Source organism: Nakamurella panacisegetis (genome assembly GCF_900104535.1).
Lineage (GTDB): Bacteria > Actinomycetota > Actinomycetes > Mycobacteriales > Nakamurellaceae > Nakamurella > Nakamurella panacisegetis.
Genome location: NZ_LT629710.1, coordinates 3,966,191 through 3,987,816 on the forward strand (window position 1 = coordinate 3,966,191; position 21,626 = coordinate 3,987,816).

The 21,626-nt window shown below is 69.3% G+C and carries 21 protein-coding genes and 1 pseudogene; 17 read left to right on the forward strand and 5 right to left on the reverse strand.

Going from position 1 to position 21,626, the window contains the following annotated elements; translation table 11 throughout:
• The first annotated feature begins 26 nt into the window (after positions 1-26).
• The 8 genes and pseudogenes from BLS97_RS23010 to BLS97_RS23015 all read left to right on the forward strand — a co-directional run bounded on the left by BLS97_RS23010 (position 27) and on the right by BLS97_RS23015 (position 6,668).
• Positions 27-197 (forward strand): hypothetical protein, encoded by a 171-nt coding sequence (locus BLS97_RS23010; protein WP_157695509.1) that lies wholly within the window; start codon positions 27-29, stop codon positions 195-197.
• A 208-nt stretch (positions 198-405) separates the two neighbouring features.
• Positions 406-615: a DNA-binding protein gene (locus tag BLS97_RS17890; protein ID WP_231988176.1), complete on the forward strand. Its 210-nt coding sequence runs from the start codon at positions 406-408 to the stop codon at positions 613-615.
• A 315-nt stretch (positions 616-930) separates the two neighbouring features.
• A complete protein-coding gene (locus tag BLS97_RS17895; protein ID WP_090482552.1) occupies positions 931-1,929 on the forward strand; it encodes an IS481 family transposase in 999 nt (332 codons plus the stop codon).
• A gap of 340 nt (positions 1,930-2,269) precedes the next feature.
• Positions 2,270-3,343: a hypothetical protein gene (locus BLS97_RS17900; RefSeq protein WP_157695510.1), complete on the forward strand. Its 1,074-nt coding sequence runs from the start codon at positions 2,270-2,272 to the stop codon at positions 3,341-3,343.
• A gap of 145 nt (positions 3,344-3,488) precedes the next feature.
• A pseudogene (locus tag BLS97_RS24595) lies at positions 3,489-4,088 on the forward strand (ATP-binding protein); the annotation flags it as partial.
• Positions 4,082-5,383 carry a DNA-processing protein DprA gene (gene dprA / locus BLS97_RS17910; RefSeq protein WP_090478524.1) on the forward strand — a complete coding sequence of 434 codons (1,302 nt, stop codon included), beginning with the start codon at positions 4,082-4,084 and terminating at the stop codon, positions 5,381-5,383. The pseudogene BLS97_RS24595 and the gene dprA, both read left to right, overlap by 7 nt.
• Positions 5,384-5,829: 446 nt before the next feature.
• Positions 5,830-6,330, forward strand: coding sequence for an Lsr2 family DNA-binding protein (locus BLS97_RS17915; RefSeq protein ID WP_197676256.1), 501 nt, complete (start codon positions 5,830-5,832; stop codon positions 6,328-6,330).
• A 191-nt stretch (positions 6,331-6,521) separates the two neighbouring features.
• The gene (locus BLS97_RS23015) at positions 6,522-6,668 is read left to right on the forward strand and encodes a hypothetical protein (RefSeq protein WP_157695511.1); all 147 of its coding nucleotides are present in this window, start codon (positions 6,522-6,524) and stop codon (positions 6,666-6,668) included.
• Between the two features lie 53 nt (positions 6,669-6,721).
• Here BLS97_RS23015 and BLS97_RS17920 read toward each other — a convergent pair whose 3' ends face one another.
• Positions 6,722-9,283 carry a hypothetical protein gene (locus BLS97_RS17920; RefSeq protein ID WP_090478527.1) on the reverse strand — a complete coding sequence of 854 codons (2,562 nt, stop codon included), beginning with the start codon at positions 9,281-9,283 and terminating at the stop codon, positions 6,722-6,724.
• Positions 9,284-9,408: 125 nt separating this feature from the next.
• Between BLS97_RS17920 and BLS97_RS17925 the strand changes: the two genes are divergently transcribed.
• Positions 9,409-10,380, forward strand: a complete 972-nt coding sequence (locus BLS97_RS17925) for a tyrosine recombinase XerC (RefSeq protein ID WP_269457458.1) — start codon at positions 9,409-9,411, stop codon at positions 10,378-10,380.
• Between the two features lie 77 nt (positions 10,381-10,457).
• Here the strand turns inward: BLS97_RS17925 and BLS97_RS17930 are convergent, their stop codons facing one another.
• Positions 10,458-11,003 carry a M23 family metallopeptidase gene (locus tag BLS97_RS17930; protein WP_090478530.1) on the reverse strand — a complete coding sequence of 182 codons (546 nt, stop codon included), beginning with the start codon at positions 11,001-11,003 and terminating at the stop codon, positions 10,458-10,460.
• A gap of 363 nt (positions 11,004-11,366) precedes the next feature.
• Here BLS97_RS17930 and rpsB point away from each other — a divergent pair, with 363 nt between their 5' ends.
• The 5 genes from rpsB to BLS97_RS17955 all read left to right on the forward strand — a co-directional run bounded on the left by rpsB (position 11,367) and on the right by BLS97_RS17955 (position 15,669).
• Complete coding sequence (gene rpsB / locus BLS97_RS17935) at positions 11,367-12,275, forward strand: 30S ribosomal protein S2 (RefSeq protein WP_090478533.1); 909 nt, start codon at positions 11,367-11,369, stop codon at positions 12,273-12,275.
• Positions 12,276-12,488: 213 nt separating this feature from the next.
• Entirely contained in the window at positions 12,489-13,307 is an 819-nt protein-coding gene (gene tsf, locus BLS97_RS17940; protein ID WP_090478537.1) for a translation elongation factor Ts, read from the forward strand.
• A 134-nt stretch (positions 13,308-13,441) separates the two neighbouring features.
• Entirely contained in the window at positions 13,442-14,206 is a 765-nt protein-coding gene (gene pyrH, locus BLS97_RS17945) for a UMP kinase (RefSeq protein WP_090478540.1), read from the forward strand.
• A gap of 42 nt (positions 14,207-14,248) precedes the next feature.
• A complete protein-coding gene (gene frr, locus BLS97_RS17950) occupies positions 14,249-14,806 on the forward strand; it encodes a ribosome recycling factor (RefSeq protein WP_090478543.1) in 558 nt (185 codons plus the stop codon).
• A gap of 29 nt (positions 14,807-14,835) precedes the next feature.
• A complete protein-coding gene (locus tag BLS97_RS17955; RefSeq protein ID WP_090478545.1) occupies positions 14,836-15,669 on the forward strand; it encodes a phosphatidate cytidylyltransferase in 834 nt (277 codons plus the stop codon).
• Positions 15,670-15,712: 43 nt separating this feature from the next.
• Here the strand turns inward: BLS97_RS17955 and BLS97_RS23020 are convergent, their stop codons facing one another.
• The gene (locus tag BLS97_RS23020; RefSeq protein ID WP_157695512.1) at positions 15,713-16,480 is read right to left on the reverse strand and encodes a hypothetical protein; all 768 of its coding nucleotides are present in this window, start codon (positions 16,478-16,480) and stop codon (positions 15,713-15,715) included.
• A 172-nt stretch (positions 16,481-16,652) separates the two neighbouring features.
• Between BLS97_RS23020 and BLS97_RS23985 the strand changes: the two genes are divergently transcribed.
• From BLS97_RS23985 to BLS97_RS17975, 3 genes are all read left to right on the forward strand, one after another.
• Positions 16,653-16,850 carry a hypothetical protein gene (locus BLS97_RS23985; protein WP_231988178.1) on the forward strand — a complete coding sequence of 66 codons (198 nt, stop codon included), beginning with the start codon at positions 16,653-16,655 and terminating at the stop codon, positions 16,848-16,850.
• A 141-nt stretch (positions 16,851-16,991) separates the two neighbouring features.
• On the forward strand, positions 16,992-17,837 hold the full coding sequence (locus tag BLS97_RS17970) for an ABC transporter ATP-binding protein (protein ID WP_090482560.1): 846 nt from the start codon (positions 16,992-16,994) through the stop codon (positions 17,835-17,837).
• Complete coding sequence (locus BLS97_RS17975) at positions 17,813-19,426, forward strand: hypothetical protein (RefSeq protein ID WP_090478554.1); 1,614 nt, start codon at positions 17,813-17,815, stop codon at positions 19,424-19,426. Before BLS97_RS17970 ends, BLS97_RS17975 begins: the two co-directional genes overlap by 25 nt.
• A 34-nt stretch (positions 19,427-19,460) precedes the next feature.
• Here BLS97_RS17975 and BLS97_RS17980 read toward each other — a convergent pair whose 3' ends face one another.
• Entirely contained in the window at positions 19,461-21,023 is a 1,563-nt protein-coding gene (locus BLS97_RS17980; RefSeq protein ID WP_157695513.1) for a coiled-coil domain-containing protein, read from the reverse strand.
• Positions 21,024-21,088: 65 nt separating this feature from the next.
• Positions 21,089-21,553, reverse strand: coding sequence for a methylmalonyl-CoA epimerase (gene mce / locus BLS97_RS17985; RefSeq protein WP_090478560.1), 465 nt, complete (start codon positions 21,551-21,553; stop codon positions 21,089-21,091).
• Positions 21,554-21,626: the final 73 nt, after the last annotated feature.

Genomic DNA, 21,626 nt, shown 5'->3' on the forward strand with positions numbered 1-21,626 from the left:
GCCCCCGGGGGGGGTATTCACCGACCATGGAGCACGTCCACCACTGGGCCGCGCCCGCCGTCCGGTTCCTGACGTTGGCCGATGCGGCCGAGATTATGTCCAGTCGTCGAGGCGATCAGGGCTGGGACCTGCTGCTGCGTGTGCTGGACATGTCGTCGACGGGACCCGTTGTGACTGAGACGGGAGTGCTGGCGTGACTGCGGATCGATTCTTGACGCTGGCGGACGTACCTCGCCGGCGTCACGCGGTGGCTGATCCGTCATACGGAGCATCATGCCCGCCCGGCCCTGAGGGCAGCCACAGAATTGGCCGCCCGTGCCGACGACACTGAAGATAATGGGCTCAGAATCCCTCTCGAAAGAGCAAATCGGTGCGTGGGCTATGTGCCGGACATGCTCGGGAGGGTTGGAGATAACCGCGGAGCTGAACAATTCCCTGTCGCAGGCCTACGCGTTGGTGCGGTGCGGGGACCTGCAGGGTATCCAGATCGGTGGCCGCAACCAGTGGCGGGTGGAACGGAGTCGCCTGGAGTGCTACATCGAGCAGGCCTACCAGCGGACTGCCGCGTCGCTGGGTGATCTGCCCCGTGATCTACCCGCCGAGCAGCAGCCCTGACCAGGTCGCCGCGTCGCTGGCGGCCCAGGGGGCCGCTGCACGGTGAGCGACTGACCTAGTGACTGACGGATGACCGAGAGCTAACGAGTTGCTGGTGGCCATGGGTGCACTTTGGTTCACTCGACGAGGCGCGAGCGATCACCCGTGATCATGACCGATCACCAGCCACAAGAGACCTTCATTGTTCACGTCTAGATGTTGTACCCCCGGAGGTTGGTGACACGCCGAGGTGACGGGGTTCCGGGGATGGGTGAGGGTCCCCTGGTGTGGTGTGAAGCGACCAAGCAATACACCAGAACCACGCAGGAGACCCTCGTGTCCCACCGTAACGCCCCGCTGACCGCGGAAGGCCGCCGACGCCTGTGCGAGCGCGTCGATTCTGGCCGGCCGATCTGCCACGTCGCCGCCGAAGCCGGCATCGCCCGGCAAACCCTGGCGAAGTGGCATGCCCGGTGGCGGGAATGCGGCCTCGACGGTCTGCACGACCGGTCCTCCCGCCCTGCGTCGTGTCCGGGACAGACCGACCCGCAGATCGAAGACTTGGTCGAGTACCTGCGGCGTAGCATGAAGCTCGGGCCGGTGATGCTGACCGCGGAGCTCGCCGAGTTCGGCATCACGATGCACGCCTGGACGGTGCACCGGATCTTGGTGCGGCGGGGCGTGTCCCGGCTGGCGGACCTGGACGTCACCGGAGCCGACCTGCGGCAGCAGCCCAAAAACCGGTACGAGCATCCGTTGGCCGGTGACCTGGTGCACCTGGACGTGAAGAAGGTCGGCCGGATCCCCGACGGCGGCTGGTGGGCGCACGGCCGCGGCAGCGTCGGACACAAGAAGTCCCAGCGCCGTCCGCGGATCGGGTACTGCTACCTGCACACCGCGATCGACGACCACTCCCGGCTGGCCTACACCGAGGCACTCGACGACGAGAAGGCCGTCACCGCAGTCGGTTTCTGGCTGCGGGCAAAGGCGTTCTTCGCCGCCCACGGCATCGAGACGATCCGCCGGGTGCTGAGCGACAACGGCTCCTGCTACCGCTCCCGCATCTTCAACGCCGCCCTGGCCGACGATGCGATCACCCACAAGTACACCCGGCCCTACCGGCCGCAAACCAACGGCAAGGTCGAGCGGTTCAACCGCACCCTGGCCCAGGAATGCCTCTACGCCCGCGCCTGGAACAACGACCAGGAGCGGATCGCGGCGATACCGGGGTTCCTGCATCGCTATAACTACCATCGACCGCACACCGCACTACGAGGCCTCCCGCCGATCCGCCGGACTCAGGTCGTCACCAACCTGTCGGGGTTCAACATCTAGACCGATTCTCAAGCATTGCTTCTGTGCCGTCCCGCGTGGGTGCATGGACCTGGCCCGGTCTAGCAAGGCCGCGGACGTGCCACTACCGGGGGATTCCTGGTGATCGGTGGACACCTGCAGGTCGGAGCGGGATACCGTCTGGACGACTCCGATGGGCGGGGCCACGAAGGAGCTCCCAATGCGTTCAACCCGTGCCATCAGAGCCCTCGTCGCAGGGGTTCTCGGGCTGACGATGCTTGGAGCATGCTCGACCACGGAGACAGGAATGTCGGCTCGGGCAGCAGCACCCATTGACGCCGCATCTTCCCTGGTCAGGGCTACGTCGACCACCACCTCTTTGATGGTCTCAGCCAAGGTTCCCCCGGCGCGCATCACGCAGCCGCACTCGGCTGCAACACAGAAGCCGCCGAACCCGGCAACCGCTACCTATACCCAACCTCCGCAGAACCAGGCTTCCATCGGAGGTTGGGTGGCGCACTTCAGCAACGGAGCGAAGTTTCTTGGGTGGACGGTCACCGGCGAGACGGTGGCGGGGACCTACAGCGAGACCCTGCTCCTGCCCGGAGCGACGACGCTCACGACCGATTCGGCATCGTTCAGCGGAACGATCAGCGGGTCCTCGGTGACCTTGACCTTCTCCCATGGTTTTGGATCAACTGTCTCCGGCGAGCTGGTAGGGGAGACCCTCAGCCTCTCGATCCCGCAGACGGACGGGACCCTGCAGGTCGAGGTGTACCGGCCAGGGACGACGGCCGACTACAACGCCGGCGTGCAGGCCGTACAGGCCAGTGCAGCCCAGCTGCAGCAGGAGTCAGCATCAAACGCCTCGGTGGCCGCGGAGCAAGCGGCCTCCGCGGCAGCTGCCGCTGCAGCGGAGCAGCAGATCTCCCGTGATCAGCAGGCTGAACAGAACGCAATCACCGCGCTCGCCCAGGACGCCGTCTTCGTCGATGACCTCTCAAGGCTCGCGGACGACGTCAAGACGACAGCGGCGGATCTGGCGCAGACCCGCACCGACGCAAAGGCCGGCGGCGGAGACAATTGCACAAACGCCAGCTCCACCGTCTACAACGATGCAGCGACCACCGTCTACAACGACGCGCAAACCACTGTGTACAACGATGTGAGCACGACGCTGATGAACGACATCGGCCTGGCGCAGAGGGACATCGAAGACCTGAAACGTGCTGACCTGCAACTGGCCACAGACGGCGTCGCGGCGTCCGGCGATGCAGCCAGTTCCATCAGCGCTGCTCAGAGCGCCATAGCGGCAGCCAAGACGACGGCAAACTCGGCCGTCGATGTCGTGAACAAGGCAGTGGCGTCTGCCTACGCCGTGGCCAACAGCATCGCGACCGGCCCCTGCGCAGGCATGGGGCCGGGAGACGTCCCCACCCCGGTCGCCCACATCTGATCAAGCCGGCCCGCGCCCTGAACATGACGTCAGTCGTCGGGTTTCGTGGCTAGTAGCGAAGATCGTCCGGAGACGTTGGTCCTCCGGGTGGTCCCTTCTCAGTCGATCACGGTCATGGGTGTAATTCTGTTCCCTCGACGAGGCACCGGAGTTCAGACCCACCGTGCTGGACGCACTGCGGCAGCCGATGGAATCGGGGACGGTGATGCTGGCCCGGGCATCGGGCGCGGTGCGATACCCCGCGCGGTTCCAACTGGTGCTGGCCGCGAATCCATGCCCGTGCGCCGCGGCGAAGGACGTGGACTGCAGTTGCGCCTCGGGCGTACGGCGGCGGTACCTGGCGAGGCTGTCCGGGCCGCTGATGGACCGGGTCGACATCCGGGTGGATCTGGCCGCCCTTGACCCGCGGGCGCTGGTTGCCTCCCACGAGGACCAGGAGAGTTCGGCAGTGATCGCAGAGCGGGTGGCGCAGGCCCGGCAGCGGGCCCGACATCGCTGGCGAGGCAGCCGGTTCGCCACGAACGCGGAAGTGCCGGGGCCGACCATTCGCCGACTCTGGCGCCCCGGACGCGGGGAGGCCGACCTGTTGGACCGGGCGGTGCGCGCCGGGAGGTTGACCGGCCGGGGGTACGACCGGGTGTTGCGGCTGGCGTTGACCAGCGCCGATCTGGCCGGGCGGGAGCGGCCGACGGCTTTCGATGTGAATCGGGCTCTGTCGTTGCGAGTTGGGGAGAACATGTGGTGAAACACGATGGCTCGCAGCAGGATCCGGTCCTGCTTTCGGGCCGGGACGTGACGACGGAGATCGGAACGAGTCGCCGGCCGCCGGAGGCGGAGGAAGAGTTGCGTCGCAGTTGGGCCGGGTTGCTGCGGGCCTACGAGCCGCCGGATGCGGCCCTGGCCGGCTATGTGGAGCGGGTGGGGGCCCGGGCCGCCTGGACGGCGATCCGGGATCGTCGGGCGCCGCGGTCGGTCCTGTTGCCGACGGCCGCGCGGACCGAGCAGTTCATCGCGGCCGAGCTGGAAGCGTTGATCGACACCGACCTGGCGGCGGCCGAAGCCGTTGGCGCGCGCCTGATCGGGGCCGGCGACCCGGAATGGCCGGAGGCGGCCTTCGTGTCCTTCCTGATGGCCGCGAGCAACGCGGTGAAGAACGCTGCACCACCGGTGGCGTTGTACGTGCGAGGGCGGCGGTTGACGAACCTGCCCGCCGATGCGTTGTCGATCGTGGGCTCCCGGGCCAACACCGCATACGGCCAGCGGGTCGCGGCGGACATCGCGATGGGCGCCGCCGACGCGGGATTGACGGTGATCTCCGGGGCTGCGTTCGGGATCGACACGGTTGCCCATCGGGGTGCCATGGCCTATGACCGGGAGTCCCCGACGATCGCGGTGCTGGCCTGTGGGATCGACCGGGCCTACCCGGTGGCCAACGCCGCACTGATCGACCGGATCGCGCAGGTCGGTTCGGTGATCAGTGAGTACCCGCCCGGGTTCTCGCCGGCGCGGCACCGGTTCCTGGTGCGCAATCGACTGATCGCGGCGCTGTCGGCCGGGACGGTGGTGGTGGAGGCCGGACGGCGGTCTGGAACGTTGTCCACGGCCGGCGCCGCGGACGGTCTCGGCCGGGTCCTGATGGCGGTGCCGGGGCCGGTCACCTCGGCGTTGTCAGTGGGGTGCCATCTGCTGCTGGCCTCCGGGAAGGCACTGCTGGTGACCAGTGCCGAGGATGTGCTGGCGACGCTGGGGGAGCGGGAGCGCGTCGAGGCGTTCAACCGGCACGTCGGGCTCGAGCCGCTGATGCTCCCGACTGAGCCCCCTCGTCCGACCGAACGGCACCCCACGGACGGTCTGGAGCCCGGGATCGCCAAGGTGTACGACGCGCTGCCGGCCAGGGCCGCGCGCACCGTCACCCAGCTGTCCGTCGAATCGGCCATCCCATCCGGTGACGTCATCGCGGCGCTGACCGTGCTCGAGCTCCACGATCTGGTCCGGCGGCAGAACGGTGCATGGCGGCGCAAACGACAATCCGATCAATGAATGGGTTCCGCCCGGGATGACGGGCCGGGCAATTGACACACCAATCCGGCCACAATGACGAACGACGATTCAGCCGACGGCAATGAGAGCCCCATGGCCGCCGCTCCGGTCACTGGCCGGGGCCAGAGGAAGGTCGGCGGCACAAGTGGCCACGAGCCGGCGTCGTGGCCGACACTCGTCGCACGTCGGGGTTTCCCGGCCCGCCGTACGCCCAGTTCGGCCCGGGTGGACGGGATCGGGATGGCGCGGGCCGTGCCCGGCGGGCTTCGCCCCGGGCGCGTTGGCGGGCCGGTGGACGCTCCCCGTCCTGAGGCTGCCGCCCGGGAACACCCGGCGCGTCGCCGCAATAGTTACTTCTGATTTGCTTTGTCGGGTGGCCCGATGGCGACACAATTGATCGTGTTAGTGTCGGACAGACTTGATCTTCATTCACGACAGGAGTCCCGGTGGCCCGCAGGCGCGTAGAAATCATCAGCAGCGACTTGACCGGCAAGGAGATCGCCAAAGCCGAGGAAGTCGCCGAGTTGCGCGTGCTCCAGCATCCGCTCATCGACGCTCCGGTCCGGCTCGATGCGTACGTGCTGGAAGTCGCCGGGCTGGAGAACACCGCCCGCGAGCTGGTGACCATCGAGCTGGCGTTGCCCAACACCCCGGCCGAGCGGATCGTGCTCGACCGGGAGGAGTTCGACAAGCTGTTCACGAACGACGTGTCCGAGGTGCTGGCCGGCGCCGAGGCCTACCAGCGGGCCGACGGCTCGACCGAGCCGAAGCGGCGCGGGCGCCCGGCCGGAAGCTCCAACAAGGCGTTCTCCGCCACCCCGAGCGTCGGCCGCGAACAGCGCGAGGCGATCCGGACCTGGGCCAATGCGAACGGGTACACCGTCGGCGATCGGGGCCGGATCGCCGCCGCCATCATCGAGGCGTTCGACGCGGCCCACCGCTCCTGACCGCCGGCGTTCAGCTGTTGTTCACCCTCCCGTCACCGGGATGTGCTGGGGAACACAGGTCGGTGAACGCAAACCCGGGACGATCCAGACGTCTGACTTGTTGTCAGCAGATGCCGATGATCGTCCGCCGCCCGAGCCCGGGCGCCGGGTCCCGCGAACACCTCGCACCAGAGCACGAAGGATTACCCGCAATGTCCAGCGTCTTGAAGTCCCTGTCCGCCCGTCGTGAGACCGCCCGTCGCGAGCGCAACATGTGGCGGATGATCAACAACTCCACCTCCTCGATGCGCAACGAGCTCATCGAGATGCGCGACCGGCAGCTGTCCGGACACCGCTGAGCTACTGCGGGCCGTTCCAGCAGGGCCTCACCTCGGGACCTCCCGTCAGAGCCTCATGGCGGGAACGGTCGCGCCGAGACCCGCGTCCCGGTCGCTACATCAGGCGAGCCGCTGGCCTGCGTCGGGACCGGATTTCTCGACCGGGGTAGCGACGGTGTCAACGCAGCGATGGCCGCGTCCCAGTTCGGGTCGAGGAAGTATCCGCTGTGTCGCAACATGATCGGCGCTTCCCCGAGCGGGCCGATGGCCGGATCGAGCAGGCGCCATTCGTCGCCGCAGACGCGGACGCCACCCGGCGCGCCACGGTCCGGGTGGTCCAGGATCTCGCCGTCGTTGTCGAGCCGGTCCGATCGGGGTTCGCCGGACATGGTCCGGCGATCGCTCAGCACCTGCCCGCCGACCGGATCGGTCTCACGCATGAGGTTCAGCCAACGGAATTCCTGCGCCCGGAGAGCGACCAACTCACGTAGCAGGTCGACGTTCACGTACCGCGGAAAGCCCCGAGCGTAGGCGAACTGCAACTGCGAACCGAAGGTGAGCAGCCCGATCTCGCCCGGACGGATCCCATCGTCGGGGTCCTTGCTTCCGGTGGCCCACCGCAGTTCGGCCAGGGCGGCCACCGCCAGCAGACTGCCTTGACTGTGAGCGGCCAGCAGCACGTTGTCCACCGGCGCGGCGGCCTTCGGACATGTGCATGGTTGGCCGGCGTGAGCAGCGGGATCGGCGCACCGACCCAGGTAGAAGTAGAGCCGCGCCCGCAGGCGATCCAGGGCGACCGCCGTGTACGGCGGCGGCACCAGCGGATGCGCCGCCCGCGGCCAGAACGCGACGACGTCCCAGACCACGTTGGCACTGCGCCGCCAATGGCTGTTGCGCACGGATTTCCACCCTAGGTACCCCAGGCCGACCGCCACCGCTATCAGCGTCACGGTCCCGATCACCACCAGCGCCGATCCGGACTGGGCGCCGCAGGGCACAGCGGATCCGAGGGTGGCCACCGCGGGGGATTGCGTGCTGCAGCCCGCCGACCCGGTGTTGATTGCGGCGTTCACGGCCAGTCCGCTCAGTACCAACCCGACCGCCGCGAACACGCAGAACATCCACTGGACGTGCATCTTGACGCGCGCGGCCCACCAGGCAAACGCGATCCGGCGGATGGCGGTCGAACCCACCGGGGGTCCCGGCGGCCGCGGTTCGACGTTGTGGGCGAGCCGCACGGCCTCCTGGAACCGCTTGCGCCGGAACAACCAGAGCAGCAACAGGACCAGAGCGGCGAGCAGACCCTGACCCAGGTTCAGCGCCCAGGCCCCGGCGATTCGCGGATACAGCGACGGGAGTTCCACCGATGCGCCGCTGGGCAGCGCGAGTTCCACCATCCACTTGACGGTCAGGACCACCGCGGCACCGAACCCGACTCCCAGCAACGTTCCCACGCTGGCCAGCACCGGACTGGTCAGGCCGAACAAGTACCGCCGCCACGGTCCCCGGCCGGCCAGGGACCGACCGGCGGCGGCCATCGCCGCACAGGCCAGGGTGAGCACAGCAATCGCGCCGACGCTGCTGAACAGGGCGATCCGGGTCAGGGCGTCGATGCCGGGCAACGACGAGCGCCGGTTGGCCGGCGAGATGTCGACGGCCAACAGGGTGTACGCGCCGAACAGCCACCCGGCTGCCCCCACCGTTGCGCCCACCCAGCCGACCGCTCGCACGGCGACCGCACGCCAGCGGACGGCATCGCGGTGGGGGTTCCCGATCAGCAGGACGGCGGCGGCGATGGCCACCGCGGTCCACGCGCAGATGACCGCCCCATGGGTGCGGATCCAGCCGCCGGAGACCGGGTCGCCGTCGAGATCGGACCAGGCGGTGAAACACAGCCAGCCCAGCATGGCTCCGACCGCCCCGAGATGCAGGCGGGTCAACGACGGGATGTCCGGGTCACCCAACTCGAATTCCGCGGCGGCCAGGCCGGTGTGCCTGGCCAGCGGATTCATCGACGACGGGGGTGCCAACGACGCTCGTCGGGTGCGCCCCCGGGCCCCGAACAAAAACACCAGGACCGCGACCAGGCCGGTCAGCACGACGGCGGTCAACAACCACGCGCGGTCACCCTTGGCCTGCCACGCCACCAGGTCGATGAGCGCCTCGGCCACGGCCAGGGCGAACACCAGCGTCTGAACCAGGCCGAGCATTCGGAGTGCGGCCTCCGCGACCACCTGTGACACACGACCCACCGACCATTCGTCGTCCGCGCGAGCGGAGCGACGGGAGTCGGGTGCCGGGCCAGTGGGGGAACGGTGCGCCTCCCTGGCCGGTGGTTCGCTGCTTCGGTATCGCGGGAGCATGAAGTGTGCCGCGTTCACCAGCCCGAACGGCACCAACAGCAGCCAGAGGCCCTTGACCCACGTTCCGGACGTCAGGGAGGACCAGTTGTAGGCCTCCAGCACGTGATCCGGCCCGTAGGGCGGATCCTTGCGCTGGTAGAAGGCGACCACCGGGTCGGTGTCGACCCGGACCACGTCGTCCGCGGTCAGGCTCCGCCCGCGTTCGGTCTGCAGCATCTCCTCCGGGGGCGTGCCGCTGACCCCGTGAATGCGCAGTTCGAGGATCCTGCTCACCGTCGTCACCGTCCTTGCTGCTCAGGTCCGGAAACACCTCTCTGACAGGACGTGATGAAACGGCCCCTGATACCTCGCGGCGCGGCGGGTTGACGCGCGTGCGGCCGGTCGCGCACGGTGGACCGGTGGCCCGCCGCAGCACCGAATCGACGATCCGCGAGCTGCCGCCGGCGCTGTCCGCGGCACTGGCGCAGTACACCCGTCATCTCCGGTCCGAGCGGAACCTCTCGTCGGCGACGGTGGCCGGGTACACGGCGGACGTCGCCGCGCTGCTGGAACACCTCTCCCGGCTTTGCGCGCAGACCGATCCGACCGTCGCCGAGCTCGATCTCGCCGCCCTCCGCAGTTGGCTGGCCCGGTTGCGCAGTACCGGGGCCGCCCGGACGTCACTGGCCCGTCGCGCCGCAGCCGCCCGGTCCTTCACCGCCTGGTCCGTGCGCGCCGGACTGGCCGAGCATGACCCCGGCACGCGCCTGTCCTCTCCCCGGGCCACGCGATCCCTGCCGCCGATCCTGCAGCCCGAGCAGGCCGAGGCCATGCTCGATCCATCCGCGAACGCGGCGCCGGAGGACCAGTCACCGGAAGCCACTGCTCTGCGGGAACGGGACCAGGCCGTACTGGAAGTGCTGTACGGCACCATGATCCGGGTGTCCGAACTGACCGGGTTGAACCTGACTGACATCGACCGGCGCCGACGGGTGCTACGGGTCCTGGGCAAGGGAGCCAAGGAACGCACGGTGCCCTACGGGGTGCCGGCCGACCGGGCGTTGGCCCAGTGGCTCGACCACGGCCGACTGGTGCTGGCCGGGGTGGGATCGGGATCTGCCGTCTTCCTGGGCGTTCGCGGGGGCCGGATGGATCCGCGCGCCGTCCGCACGCTGACCCATGCCCGCACGGCGCAGGTTCCGGGCGCCCCGGACATCGGACCGCACGGACTGCGACACAGCGGTGCCACCCACCTGCTGGACGGCGGAGCCGACCTGCGCGCTGTGCAGGAGATGCTCGGGCACGCCAGCCTGGCCACCACGCAGATCTACACCCACATCTCCTCCGACCGGCTCGCCGCGGTCTACCGACAGGCGCACCCGCGGGCCTGATCGGCTGGAGCTCGGCGATCCCGCCACGGCCCCCTCGACGGCGGCGACCAAGGGCGGGATGCGACCGTGCCGCGCAACTACGGATCCCACGGCTTCAGTCGCACCCGGAGGCCGGTGATCAGCCCCATCGGGTCGATGTAGGACCCATCGGGCAACCGAGCGCCCCAGTGCAGGCACGAGACCGGTTCGCACGATGCATGACCGGCCTCGAGCGTTCCGATCACCGACCCGCCGGTGACGTGCCGGCCGGCGGTCACCACCGCGGCGACCGGTTCGTAGGTGGTCCGCAGCCCGATCGGATGGTCGATCGACACCACGCCGCGGCCGGCCAGGCTCCTGGCGAAGACAACCGTGCCATCGCCGGCCGCCCGGATCGGCGACCCGACCGTGCCGGCGAGGTCGACCCCGCGGTGTCCGCGGCCGTACCGGGTGGCCGGCGGCCGGAACGGCGTGCGGATGTCCGCCGGCCCGGGCGTCGGGAGTACGAAACCGGGGGTGCTGTCCGCCACCCGGTGCCTCGGTGGCGCGTCGGCCGACGGCGTATCGGCGGCCACCGGTGTGGTGATGACCGGAAGGACCAGGACCAGCAGGACGAGTCCCGTCAGGGTTCGACGACGGCGCATGCCGTGAGCCTGGTCCGAACTTCCCGTTTCGCCCAAGGACGACGCCCAGGATGTGGACAACCGACGGGTGTGTGGACAGCCGCCAGGGGTCCGGGGGCGACGATTCACACCTGTCCAGCCCCATCACGTACGCTGGACGGGCGACCGATGTTCTCATCGGCCGACTACGCACGCCCTTTTGCCCCCGTCGGGAGAACTTTCCGACACCGGCCGGCATGCACCGTGGTCCCGCTCCGGCGGGTGGTGCCCACCGAGGACGTCAGGGCGCCCGACCGCCGGTCGAGCGCGACAACCGAAACCGCGCACCGCAGAACTCCCTCGTCCGCGAGGAGCTGTGGGTGCGCCGAGCACGAGAGGACGGCCATGGCTGTCGTCACCATGCGCCAGCTGCTGGACGCTGGTGTCCACTTCGGACACCAGACCCGGCGCTGGAACCCGAAGATGAAGCGATTCATCTTCACCGAGCGCAACGGCAACTACGTCATCGATCTTCAGCAGACGCTGACGTACATCGACAAGGCGTACGAGTTCATCAAGGAGACCGTCGCCCACGGCGGAACGGTCTTGTTCATCGGCACCAAGCGCCAGGCCCAGGAGGCGATCGCCGAGCAGGCGACCCGCGTCTCGATGCCGTATGTCAACCAGCGCTGGCTCGGTGGCATGCTCACCAACTTCCAGACGGTGCACAAGCGTCTGCTCCGCCTCAAGGACCTCGAGTCCATGGAGGAGACCGGCGGATTCACCGGGTTCACCAAGAAGGAAATCCTTCTGATGACCCGCGAGAAGGACAAGCTGGCCAAGACGCTGGGCGGCATTCGCGACATGACCCGCGTGCCGTCGGCCGTGTGGATCGTGGACACGAAGAAGGAGCACATCGCCGTCGGCGAGGCTCGGAAGCTGAACATCCCGGTCGTTGCGGTGCTGGACACCAACTGCGACCCGGACGAGGTCGACTACCCGGTGCCGGGTAACGACGACGCCATCCGGTCGGCCGCGCTGCTGACCAAGGTCGTCGCCGAGGCCGTCGCCGAGGGCCTGCTGGCCCGTTCCGGTGGCGCCGCCGTCGCCGCCGGCGAGGAGCCCCTGGCCGAGTGGGAGCGCGAGTTGCTCGAGACCCACGAGGCAGCTGCTCCGGCGGCCGACGCCGCCGAAGCGCCGGTTGCGCCGGCCGCTGCTGAAGCGCCGGTTGCTCCGGTCGCTGCGGTTGCTCCGGCCGCGGCGGAAGCTCCGGTCGAGCCGGTCGCGGTCGCCGTGGATCCGACTCAGAACTGATTTTCCACCCGCCCGCGCTGCCGTTCACGCCAGTGGACGCAGCGCGGGCGGGTTTCTGCGTGAAGCACCCCCAGAGGATCACTCACAGCTGATCCAGCGAGACCGGGCTGCGGCCCGGGACGTGATCAGTGCAGGCGGCAGCGGTTGGTGACGTGTCTACTACGGTGAATGATCCGGTCATTGAATGAGCACAGGAAAGGATTGCGCCCCAAGATGGCGAACTACAGCGCTGCCGACGTCAAGAAGCTCCGGGAACTGACCGGAGCCGGATTCATGGACTGCAAGAAGGCTCTGGAGGAGAACGACGGCGACTTCGACAAGGCCATCGAATTCCTCCGGATCAAGAACGCGAAGAACGCGTCCAAGCGGGCCGAGCGGACCACCGCCGAAGGCATGGTCGCCGCTGCGGGCAACGCTCTGATCGAGCTGAACTCCGAGACCGACTTCGTGGCCAAGAACGAGGACTTCCAGGACCTGGCCAACCGGATCGCTGCGGCGGCCGACGCCCTGACCGGCGACGTCACCGTCGAGGCCGTGCTGGCCGCCGCCATGGGCCGGGGCACCGTCGAGGACGAGATCGCCGACGCCGCTGGGCGTCTGGGCGAGAAGCTGGTGCTCAACCGGGTCGCCAAGTTCGACGGCCAGACCACGGTCTACCTGCACAAGCGGTCGGCGGACCTGCCGGCCGCCATCGGCGTGCTGGTCCAGTACACGGGTGACGACGCGGAGGCCGCTCGCGGCGCCGCGATGCAGGTCTCGGCCCTGAGCGCGAAGTACGTCTCGCGCGAGGAGATCCCGGCCGAGGTCATCGAGCAGGAGAAGCGCATCGCCGAGGGTGTCGCCCGCGAAGAGGGCAAGCCGGAAGCCGCACTGCCGCGCATCGTCGAAGGTCGCGTCAGCGGCTTCTACAAGGCGGCCGTGCTCGGCGAGCAGAAGTCGGTCCGCGACTCGGACAAGACCGTCGCCCAGGTCCTCGAGGCCGCTGGGGTCGACGTCACGGCGTTCGTCCGGTTCGAGGTCGGCACCGCCTGACCTGCATCGCTGCCGGACCCTCGGTCCGGCGTGGTCTAGTAGTACCCAGTCGGGGCCGGTGGCCGTTCCACGTGACCGGCCCCGACTGCAACACCTCAGCACGTGATGATTCGCCGGTGGAAGAAGGGCCCACGATGACGCAGACCGAATCCGAAGTCCCGGAGACTCTCAGCGATCGCCGGCCGTTCCGCCGCGTGTTGTTGAAGCTCGGCGGTGAGATGTTCGGCGGTGGCCAGGTCGGAGTCGATCCGGACGTGGTGTCGGCGGTCGCCCGGCAGATCGCCGAGGTCGTCGGCGACGGCGTGCAGGTGGCGGTGGTGATCGGCGGAGGGAACTTCTTCCGCGGGGCCGAACTGAACCGCCGCGGCATGGACCGGGCCAGGGCCGACTACATGGGAATGCTCGGCACCGTGATGAACTGTCTCGCCCTGCAGGACTTCCTGGAGCGGGAACACCATCTCGACACCCGCGTGCAGACCGCCATCACCATGGGTCAGGTCGCCGAACCGTACATTCCGCGCCGCGCGGAGCGGCATCTGGAGAAGGGCCGCGTCGTCATCTTCGGCGCCGGAGTCGGCATGCCCTACTTCTCCACCGACACCACGGCCGCCCAGCGCGCGCTGGAGATCAGCGCCGAGGTGGTCCTGATGGCCAAGGCGGTCGACGGCGTCTACGACGCCGACCCGCGGGTCGTCCCCGACGCCAGGATGTTCGCCGAGATCACCCACCGCGAGGTGCTCGAACGCGGCCTGCAGGTCGCCGACGCGACCGCCTTCAGCCTCTGCATGGACAACGCGATGCCGATCATCGTTTTCAACCTGCTCACAGACGGCAACATCGGCAAGGCGGTCCGGGGCGAGCCCATCGGCACCCTGGTGTCCACTCCGCGGACCAAGTAAGTCACCCCAGCGGTCAGCAGCAGCAACGGAAAGGCACGTCAGATGATCGACGAGACACTCTTCGACGCCGAGGAAAAGATGGAGAAGGCGGTGTCGGTCGCCAAGGAGGATCTGGCCACGCTGCGCACCGGCCGGGCCAACCCGAACACGTTCAGCCGCATCGTCATCGACTACTACGGTGCCCCCACCCCGCTGCAGCAGATGGCCTCGATCACCATCCCGGAGGCGCGGATGGCGGTGATCAAGCCCTACGACATGAGCCAGCTCGGCTCGATCGAACGCGCGATCCGGGACTCCGACCTGGGCGTCAACCCCAGCAACGACGGCAGCATCATCCGTATCATCTTCCCGCAGCTGACCGAGCAGCGTCGCCGTGAGCTCGGCAAGACCGCGCGGGCCAAGGGCGAGGACGCCAAGGTCTCGGTCCGCAACATCCGCCGCAAGGCCAAGGAAGCACTCGACAAGATGGTCAAGGACGGCGAAGCGGGGGAGGACGACGGCGCACGGGCGGAGAAGGAACTGCAGTCCGTCACCGATCGTTACGTGTCGCAGATCGACGAACTCGTCAAACACAAGGAAGCCGAGTTGCTCGAGGTCTGATGAGTGGCTCGACATCACCGGAGGTTGCCGTGACCGCACCGGCGGCGTCCCGGGCCGGGCGCAACCTGCCGATGGCCATCGCCGTCGGGCTGGGACTCGGCGTCGTCATCGTCGCCTGCCTGCTGTTGCTGCGGCAGTTGTTCGTCGTCATCATCATCGCCGCCGTGGTCGCGTCGATCTGGGAGATGCGCTCAACGCTGGCCAAGGCCCGCGGCATCACCCTGGCCTGGATCCCGATGGCCGTCGGTGCGGCGGCCACGATCGCGTTCGCCTGGTGGTACGGCCACGACGCCCAGGTCGTCGGGATCGCGCTGACCGCCCTGGCCGTGATGGCCTGGCGGTTCGCCAAGGGGGCCGAGGGCTACCTCGGCGACGTCAGCGCATCCGTCTTCCTGGGCGTCTACCTCGGTCTGTTCGCCTCGTTCGCCACGTTGCTGGTCGCCCCGCACGACGGCCACGCCCGGGTGTTGGCCTTCCTGATCATGGTGGTCGCGTCGGACACCGGCGGCTACGCCGCCGGGGCGCTGCTGGGTCGGCACCCGATGGCCCCGACGATCTCACCCAAGAAGTCCTGGGAGGGCTTCGGCGGTTCGGTGGTCGCCGCGATGGCCGGCGGGGCACTGTCCGTCTCGTTGATGCCGGCTCTGCACCACCCGTGGTGGCAGGGACTGATCGTGGGCGGCGTACTCGCGCTGGTGGCGACCATGGGGGATCTGGCCGAATCGCTGATCAAGCGGGACCTGGGGGTCAAGGACATGGGCACGTTGCTGCCCGGTCACGGCGGCGTGATGGACCGGATGGACTCGCTTCTTCCCTCGGCGGTCGTCGCCTGGGTGCTGCTCACGCTGTTCATCCCGGTCTGATCGCCCGGGTCATCCCGGTCTGATCGCTCCCGACGACTGAGCGTCAGGCCACCGGGCGCCAGCGGTCCATGCTCGGTCCGGCGGCGCGGCAGGCATAGGACCGACCGTCCACGCCGATCCCTCTCATCTGCTGGTTCAGGCACCCGCCGTTGTTGACGACGGCCCGCCAGGCCAGAGTGCCGGTGGTGAAGTTGCGCTGGCAGAACACGTTGTAGCCGGCCGACGTCGTGCCCTTCGCCCCGAGCGGAGAACATGGCTGCCCAGGGGTCGGTGACCCGGCCGGGGCGGTGCCGGAGGAAGTAGTCGGCTTCGTGGTGCTCGCGGTGGTCGGTGCGGTGGTGCGGGTGGTCGGTGTCGTCGGGCTCGGCTTCGTTGTCGTCCGCGGTGGGGCGGTGGCCTTGGTGGCCGCTGTGGTTCTCGGTATCACTGTCGTCTTCGGTACCGCCGCGGTGGTCGTCGGGAGCCGACTGGTCCGCGGGGTGATCGTGACGTTGGCACTCTTGGTCGCCGGTGTGACCGCCGGGACCGAGGCGGACGTCGGTGCCACCGAGATGGCCGGCGTGACCGGCCCGGAGTCGGCCGGGCTCGGCGTGAGGACGTTCGAATCGAACTCTCCGCTGCCTGAGGATGCCGGGTCGGCCAAGGACGAGAGCGGCAGGTCGGACGAGAACGGGGCCGAGGACGCGGCCGGTGGATCGGCGTAGGACTGGGTACGGGCGTTCTTCCCGACGGTGACGACGGCGCCGATCAGCACTCCGACCGTGATGCTCAGGGCAGCCGAGGTCAGGGCCAAGCCAGTTCGTCTCTGCACCGTGCCCCCTCCTTCGTGGTGACCCGCGATCGTCACTGTCGCACACGGGTACCGTTTCCCGGTGCCACGACGCTCCGACCGACCCCGCGGATCCTCCCGCGAACCCCGTCCCGGCGGAGCCGGCTGGGCTAGCCGTCAGTCGACACGTGACGGTGAATTCCTGGTCAGGACGGTGACCGGCGCGGCAGCGGTGAAGGCGTATCGATGCCCCGGATGTCAGCAGCTGATCCCGCCGGGCACCCCCCACCTGGTGGTCTGGCCGGAGTGGGTGGCCGACGACGTCGGTGGCGTCTCCGACCGGCGGCACTGGCACACGGCCTGCTGGCAGCGGCGGGTCGGACGTGGCGGACCGCGCCCGGTCGGCTGGTAGTGCGGTCGCGACCGGCCGGTGTCGCGGTGGGCCACGCCGGTGCGTGACCCGGGACGAACTCCCACCGGCGGGTTCTGCGCGATGACGGCGGGGTGTGGCAGGGTCGATGGGAGAAACTGGAATCGACACGGGGAGATGACGATGACGACCGGACCGCCGACCGACCGGATCGCGGTCGTGCCCAGCTATCCACGGCCGGACGCGATCCTGGCCGAGGTCGGCGGGCAGGCGCTGGCGATCCGGGGGCTGACCAAGATCTACGACGGGCGGGCTGTGGTGGATCACATCGACCTGGACGTCCCGATCGGCTCCTTCTTCGGGCTGGTCGGCCCGAACGGGGCCGGCAAGACCACCACCCTTTCGATGGTGACCGGGCTGCTCCGCCCGGACGGCGGCCGGGTGATCATGGCCGGGGTCGACGTGTGGGCGGATCCGGTCGCGGCCAAGACCAAGATGGGCGTACTGCCCGACGGACTGCGCCTTTTCGAGCGGCTGTCCGGTCCGGAACTGCTGTCCTACCTCGGCCGCCTACGCGGGCTACCGGCCGCCACGGTGGACGCGCGGGCGGCCGAACTGATGACCGTGCTCGATCTGGACGAGGCCGGATCCAAGCTGGTCGCCGACTACTCGACCGGGATGCGGAAGAAGATCACGCTGGCCGCGGCCCTGCTGCACGCACCGCCGATCCTCCTCCTGGACGAGCCCCTGGAAGCCGTCGACCCGGTGTCGGCCCGGGTGATCCGGACGGTGCTGACCCGCTACACGGCCGGCGGCGGAACCGTGATCTTCTCATCGCACGTCATGGCCCTGGTCGAGAGCCTGTCCAGCCACGTCGCGGTGATGAACAAGGGCCGGATCGTCGCCAACGGACCGCTGGCTCAGGTCCGCGGCGAGGCGGCCAGCCTGGACGATGCATTCATGCACCTGGTCGGGGCGGACGACATCGGAACGGGGGGTCTGGAGTGGTTGGGGTCTTCGCCGGCCTGAAATGGCATCTGGTCAGCAGCCGGTTCCGGCGTGCCTCCGGGGCCATGAAGGCCTGGATGATCGTCGGTTGGTGCGCGGCCGTGGTCGCGCTGGCCGCCGTCGTCGTCGGCCTGGTCTCCCTGCGCGGCCAACCGGACGTGGCACGCACCCTGGCCGTGTCGCTGTTCACCGTCCAGATGGTGTCCTGGGTGTTGGCGCCGTTGGTGGCCTTCGGTGTGGACGAGACGGTCGACCCGGCGATGTTCGCGCTGCTGCCTCTGAGTACGGCGACTCTGCAGCGGGGCCTGCTGGTGACCTCCGTGATCGGGTACCTGCCGGTGGCCAACGTCGTGGTGCTGATCGGAACGGCGGTCGCGCTGTCCTCGACCTGGGCTCTGCTTCCGATCGCCCTGATCGCCGCGGGCGCCCAGTTGCTGCTGTGCGTGGTGATCTCCCGGGCTGCGTCGGCGGCGATGTCCGGCTTGATGTCCGGGCGCCGGGGCCGTGATCTGGGTATGGTCCTCGGATCGCTGATCTTTCTGGTCTACTTCGGCTTCTCGCTGGCCCTGAACCGGGCGTCGGTGTCAGGGACCGAGGGAGCCCGGGGATCGAGCATCGGGAACGGGGCCCGCGTCGTGTCGCGCGCCCTGGAATGGGGTCCGAACGGCGCCCTCGCCGCCCTGCCGTCCTTCGTGCACGACGGGAACGTCGGCCGGCTGCTAGCTGGGCTGGTCACGGCAGCAGTGGGGATCGGCCTCGGCTGGTGGTGGTGGAACCGGGCCCTGCGCACCAGCCTCACCACGACGCCCTCGACGTCGGAGGGGTCGGCCCCCGTCCGCCGGACCGACGGCCGCAAAGCCGTGGCCAGTTCCCTGCGCGGCATGATCTTGTTGATCATGGCGCGTGACCGGCGGCTGACGTGGCGCGATCCGATGCGGCGCATCCCCTGGGTGACGGTGGCCGCGCTGGCCGTCGTCTGGCCGCTGCTGGTGGTACCCGGACACGGATCGCTCTTCGCGGTGGCGTTTCCCGCGGCGATGATCGGAATGCAGGCCGGGAACCAGTACGCCGTCGAGGGCACCGGACTGTGGCTGCACATGGTGGCCTTCGCCGACCGGACAAGAGCGCGCGGCGAGGTGCTGGGGCACTCGCTGTTCGCCATCGTGCCGGGGACGGTCGTGGTGGTGGCCGCCGTCATCGTGCAGGCCGTGATCCGGCACGACCTGCAGTGGGTGCCTCCGGCCATCGGCGTCTGTCTGGCCCTGATGTGCGGGTCGGTGGCCAGCGCCGGCTACACCTCGGCCCGGCTGCCCTACGCAATGCGGCAGAGCCGAAAGTCCATGTTCGCCAACAGCATCCCCGGACAGAAGGCCCGGACGACGGGGTCCGTCCTGGCGGCCGTCGGCGGAGCGGCGGTGATCGCCCTGCCCTCGGCCGCGCTGGTGGTGCTCGCGGTGAAGGTGTCACCGGCGTTCGGATGGGCGGCCCTGCTCGTCGGACCACTGACCGGCGCCGTCGCCATCGTCCTGCTCTCCGCGCGAGCGGCGAGCATCTATCTGGCTCGCATGCCCGAGATACTGGCCACGGTGGCCGTGGGCGATCGGAGCTGAGTTCCGCGGCTGTGGGGTCGGCGCGCCCGATAGGTCAGCGCCGGCCGCGGCTCCTCAAGCGACCGCGATGCGTGGCGTCGGGGCTCCCGGACGATTCGTCACCGGACGGCTGGCCGTTGGCCGGCGACGGGTGGGCCACGGGACGGGGATCCGATGGGGTCAGGGCATCCGCGTCCGGGTTGGCGGCGGTCGTGACGGTGTGGGGCGCCGATGACGCGTCGGCATCGACGACGGTGTCCGTCGCGCCCGATTCTCGGACCCCGGAGCTTTCGGCGCCCAGGTCCGACGTTTCCGCGGCCGGAGCTGCTTCGGATGGCTCCGCGTCGGCCGGCTCTACCTCCGCTGCGGCCGCCGTCGCGCTGGGACCTGCTTCCGCTGTGGGCGCGTCGCCGCCCAGCACCGGCATCGGGACATCGACGGGCGTGGGACGACCGGCCGGGTCGAGCGGGAACTGGCCGGTCACCGGCCGGTCGTGTTCGACCGACGGCGGCGTGATGATGGCCGGGGCAGACCCGGCCAGCTCGCGGATGTGATCCAGGTGGCCGGCCAGCGAGTTCAGCTGGTCGGTCAGCCGGTCACGCAGGCTCTGCAGGGCCAGGACCGCGTCGTCGGCGTCGGCGACCCGCTGGTGCGACTCCGCGGCGGCCCGATTGACCAGCGCATTCGAGTAGGTGGTGGCCTGCTGCATGAGCCTCTCGGCCTCCGCGGTGGCGGCCGCCACCAGGGCTTCGGCGTGGGCCTTGGCGTCAGCGATCAGGGTGCGGGCGGTGGCGGTCGACGCTTCTTCGCGTTCGGTGATGACGCGGTGCGCATCCCGGCGCCGGTCGGCGATGGTGATCTCGAAGTCCTCGTTCACCTCGGTGCGGTGAGCCAGGGACTCGGCGTCGAGGCGCTCGCGTTCGGCCGCCGTTTCGGCGGTCAGCCGCTCGGCGGCGGTGGTCGCGTCGGCGACGCGTCGCTGTGCCTCCGTCTGGGCCGCGGCCAGTTCGGCCTCGGCCGCTGCGTGAGCCTGGTCCACGGTCTGCTGGGCATGCTCCCGGGCGGCGGTGATCGTGCGGTCGGCCTCGGCGTTGGCCTCCTGCATCAATCGGGCTGCCTCCTCCTGGGCGGTGCTGGTCGTCTCCTCCGCCTCCGTCGTGGCCTCGGCGATCAACCCGTGGACCTGTTCGGCCAGCTGCCGCCGGGTGTGTTCGCGCTCCGAGTCGAAAGCGGCCCGCGCGGCGGCGGCCTCGGACAGGGAGGTCTCCAGCTGGCCCCGCAGCCGATCGGCGTCGGCTTCGGCGCGTGCCCGGATCTCGGAAGCCTCCTCCTCGGCCAGCCGGATCATCCGCTGCATACGGTCCGACAGGTTGGCCATCGACACCGGCTCCAGCGCGCTGCGGTCCAGCTGCGCGCGGAGTGTGTCCGCCTCGGCCTGGGCGGCGGCCAGCTGCGCGCCGAGCTCGCTGAGCCGCTGGTTGGTGGCGTCGCGGTTGGCCGTGGTGATGCGCAGGTCGTATTCCAGCCGCTCGAGGTGGGCCGTCACCTGCTCGGGTGAGTAGCCGCGGCGCACGAGATCGAACGGTGCCTGTGCGGGGAGCCAGTCGCCAGAAGTCATGCCCTCAGTCTCCCATCTGTGGCGGCGTGGACGACGGACGCGGCGGTGATGTTCACGTGAGGTGCTCAGGTAGGCCGGTGGGTCGCCCCCGCCGCCGGCTCGACCAGCTCGACCAGCACACCGCCGGTGTCCTTCGGGTGGACGAAGTTGATCCGTGAATCGGCCGTGCCCAGCCGCGGCGCCGGATACAGCAGGCGCAGACCGGCGGCCCGGAGCCGGGACGAGACAGCTTCGATGTCGATCACCCGGTAGGCGAGCTGCTGCAGGCCAGGCCCGTTGCGTCCGATGAACTTCGCGATCGTCGATTCCGGGGTCAGCGGGGCGAGCAGTTGGATCTGGGCCCCCGAGCCGTACGAGATCATCGCCTCCTCGACACCCTGGTCCACGTTGGTCTCGCGATGGCTCAGCACCCCGCCAAGGGGACCCGTGTGCAACGCGATCGCGACGTCGAGGTCGGGAACGGCCAGGCCCACGTGGTCGACGCCGATGATGTCGGCGCCGGCGAGCGGAGAGGTGGGTTCGTCGGACATGCCCAGAACGGTATCGCCCGATGCCGTCACCACACCCGGCAGTGGGCCCCGGGCGACGCGGTAGCGTTTGCGG